General features: G+C 76.3%; 3 protein-coding genes. All 3 read right to left on the reverse strand.

Translation table 11 applies throughout. The features are described from left to right. A partial coding sequence (locus VI078_05085; GenBank protein ID HEY5998661.1) for a cytochrome c3 family protein occupies nt 1-2,162 on the reverse strand: 2,162 nt, incomplete at its 3' end. A gap of 2 nt (nt 2,163-2,164) precedes the next feature. Then, nucleotides 2,165-2,365, reverse strand: a complete 201-nt coding sequence (locus tag VI078_05090; protein HEY5998662.1) for a hypothetical protein — start codon at nt 2,363-2,365, stop codon at nt 2,165-2,167. 74 nt (nt 2,366-2,439) lie between these two features. Then, nucleotides 2,440-3,314, reverse strand: an 875-nt coding sequence (locus VI078_05095; GenBank protein HEY5998663.1) for a hypothetical protein, incomplete at its 5' end; no start/stop codon positions are given.

The raw sequence follows: 3,314 nt of genomic DNA on the forward strand, positions 1-3,314 counted from the left end.
GCGCAGAGCGGGGCCGCCCCGGCGGCGGGCTGCACGAGAAAGCTCGTCCGGCCGTCGCCGCCGGACCGCCCGCCGCGGTCCGCGGCGTCGAGCGGGTTCCACCGGTGCGGGTCGTGGCAGGCGCCGCAGCCGACCGACTTCCCGCGCGGCGGGGCGGGCCAGGGATGCGTCCGCTGCGGGACCACCTTCGCCGCCGCAGCCCCCTGCTCCCGGTGGCAGCCTTCGCAGAGGCCGGAGACATCGGCCGTCGTCTTCTCGCCGCCGCCGCGCACCCCCGGCCAGGCCGTCACCGCGAGCGGATCGTGCACCGGGTGGCACGGCCCGCAGGTCGAGCCTCCCGCGGCCTTGCCGTCGTGCAGGGTCCCGACGACCGTCATCTGCGAGCGGTGGCAGCCGAGACACAGTTCGGCGCCCGGGCCGGCCAGCCCCTCGCGCAGGAAGCGCCCGTCGGGCCCTGCCCGGTGCGGGTCGTGGCAGGTCGCGCAGGTGATCATCCCCCCGCGATATCGGCGCCCGTCGGCCCAGAAGAGCGGCAGCCCCCCCGTTCCCTTCCGCGGCGCGGGCGCGACTCCCACGGGATGGTTGGTCACGAGCGGCACCCCGCCCTCGGCGGCCATCCCGTGGCAGCCCATGCAGATGCGGTCGATCGCGGTCTGGCCCTCCTGTGGCGAGCCCAGCGGCAGGCGCCACCCGTGCGCCCCGTGGCAGCCGCCGCAGAGCCCGGCGACGCCCGGCCCCGCGGTGCTTCCCGGCGCGCGCGCCCGGCTGTGGGGGGTCGCGGCGATCTTGGCCTGCCGCGAGTGGCAGAGCAGGCACGAGTAGGACTCGCGCGGGAGCACCAGCCCCGGCGTCAGGGGCTGCGCGCGGTGCGCGCGGTGGCACGTCGAGCAGATGATCCGCCCATCCGGCCCGGTCACCCCTCCGGCGGCGATAAATGCCGCGTCGATCCTCGCCAGCCGCGGGCGCACGGACACCGGGTGCGCCCCGAGCGCGGCCTGCTCCGGGTCGAGCGAATTCTGCGCGGGGTGGCAGTAGAGGCACAGCGCCTCGCGCGAGGTCACCAGCTGCGGCGTCCCGGCCTGCCCGGCGTGCGAACGGTGGCAGGAGAGGCAGGTGATCTTCCCGCCCTGCGCGAAGACCGCGCCCGAGCGGCCGAGGCGCACGCCCAGGCTGCGCTCGTCCGCGGCGACGCTCGCGCCGAGGGGATGGTTCCACTCCACGGCTCCAGTCGCGGCCGCCAGCCGCTCGTGGCAGCGGCGGCAAACGTCTTCTGCCTTCTCCCATCCCGCCGCGAGCAGGCCGCGGCGATTCCCCTGCTTCTCGGCATTGTGCATGCGGTGGCACGAGAGGCACGAGGCGCCGCCGGCGGCGACGGGGTGGTTCGTCTCGCCGGCGGCCGGCGAGAAGCTGCGCTCGTGACACTGGCGGCAGAGGCGCCCCTCGTAGGCGGCCTTCCCAAGCAGGGCGCGGCCCCCGACCGTCCGGTGGACGGCGTGGCACCCGAGGCAGGGAGGCCCCGCCTTGCCGCTGGGGTGCGTCGCCATCCCCGGGCCCTTGCCCTCCTTGCTGGGGTTCTCGCCGTGGCAGGGAACGCAGAGCGCCTCGGCGCTGCCGGCGCGGACCAGGCCCTCGCCCTGCGCGCCGTGCACCACGTGGCAGCCGCCGCAGTCCTGCGTCCGGCCCTTCTCCTGGGCCACGGCGGGGTGCTCGCCCGGCGCGCCGCCGCCCCGCCCCGGGTGGCACGAGGCACAGTACCCGAAGCTCCCCCTGGGGAAGCGCATGAACGTGCCGACGTTCGCCTCCCGCACGTGGGGGGTGTGGCAGGACCCGCAGGACACCGTGCCGCCGGCGGGGTGGTGCCGCCCCTCGGCCAGGTAGCGCCGCCGGTCGTCGACGATGCCGTTGTGGCAGCTGAGGCACATCCGCGCCGCCCCGGCCGCGCCGGCGTCCTGCGGGAGCGCGAACGCGATGAGCCCCGCCGTCCCCGCGGGCGCCTTGTCAAGGTGGCAGACGCCGCAACGGCGCGGCAGTCCGGCGTCGAGCCGCTGCGACGCCTGCGCGGGCGGGGACGCGGCGCCGCCGGTCGGCCCCTCTTGGGCGGCGGCCGGGCGTGCGGCGGCGAGCAGCAGCAGCGCCGCCAGCGTCGCTCGGCAGGACCGCATCCCTACCCCGCGGGCCGCTTGAAGAGGTAGAAGGCCCCGAGGACCTCTCCCTGGGGGCTCGTGAAGGGCGTGATGCCCACGAGCTCCCAGCCCTCCTCGCCCGCCTTGTTGATCTTCACGAGGTTGACGCCCGTCTTCGGCCGGCCGCCGAAGATATCGGGGTTCGCCTCGTAGAGCTGTCCGTACTCCCACTTGCCCGCCATCCGCACCTCCTTCGGGGACGATGTCACGGCCGTCCCCCTCGCACCGAACACCCCGGCGGCCGGCGCACCGCCGCTCACCGGGGACCGAGATCCCAGGCACTCACCCTGCCCGCGGCGGTCTCGACCACGAAGACCGTGTTGCCCCTGGCCGCCACGCCACCAGGGGCCTCCAGCGCCAGGGGCTTCCCTTCGCTCCCGCAGAGCACGCCCTGGTAGGCGCCGCGGGAGTCGAAGACCTGGAGCGAGCCGAAATACGCGTCCGCCACGAGCACGCGGTCCCCGCCGAGCACCGCGATGCCCGCCGGCCGGAAGAGCGTGCCCTCCGTGGTGCCGAACTCGCCGATGGCGGCGAGCGGCTCGCCGCGGGGCGTGAAGACCAGGACGCGGCTGTTCAGCGCGTCCGTGACCAGCAGCCGGTCGAGACTGTCCTGCGCGAGGCGGAAGGGACCGCGAAACTGCGCCGGCCCTTCCCCGAGCCCGCCCCAGGATTCCTGCGCCGCGCCGTCGAGGCCGAAGGCCCGCACCTTCTGCGCGCGGGCGTCGGCGACGAACACGGTTCCGCGCGAGACGAGGATGCCGGTCGGGCGGCTCTCGGCGGGCGGCCCGACCGTGAACCTGCGCGCCTCGGCGCCCTTCTGGTCGAGGACGACGACGCCGCCGGTCGCCGACGCGGCGAGGTAGATCTCGTCCGCGCCGCCGAAGCCGATGCCGAGCCACGAGCCGGCGCCCGCGCCGGGCAGCGGGATCGACCCGAGGCTGCGCCCCGCGAGGTCGAGGAGTGCGATCCGCCCGTTGAGGTCGTCGAGCACGAGCAGGCGGCTGCCCGCAAGCACCAGGTCGGACGGCTGGCGGAACGCCACCCGCGCGGCGTCGCGGACCGAGAACACCTGGCGCGCGGGCAGGCACCCCGCGCCCGCCGGCCGGGGCGATGCGACCGCCGCCGCGACCA

Source organism: bacterium (genome assembly GCA_036524115.1).
In the GTDB taxonomy this organism is placed as follows: Bacteria; JAUVQV01; JAUVQV01; order JAUVQV01; family DATDCY01; genus DATDCY01.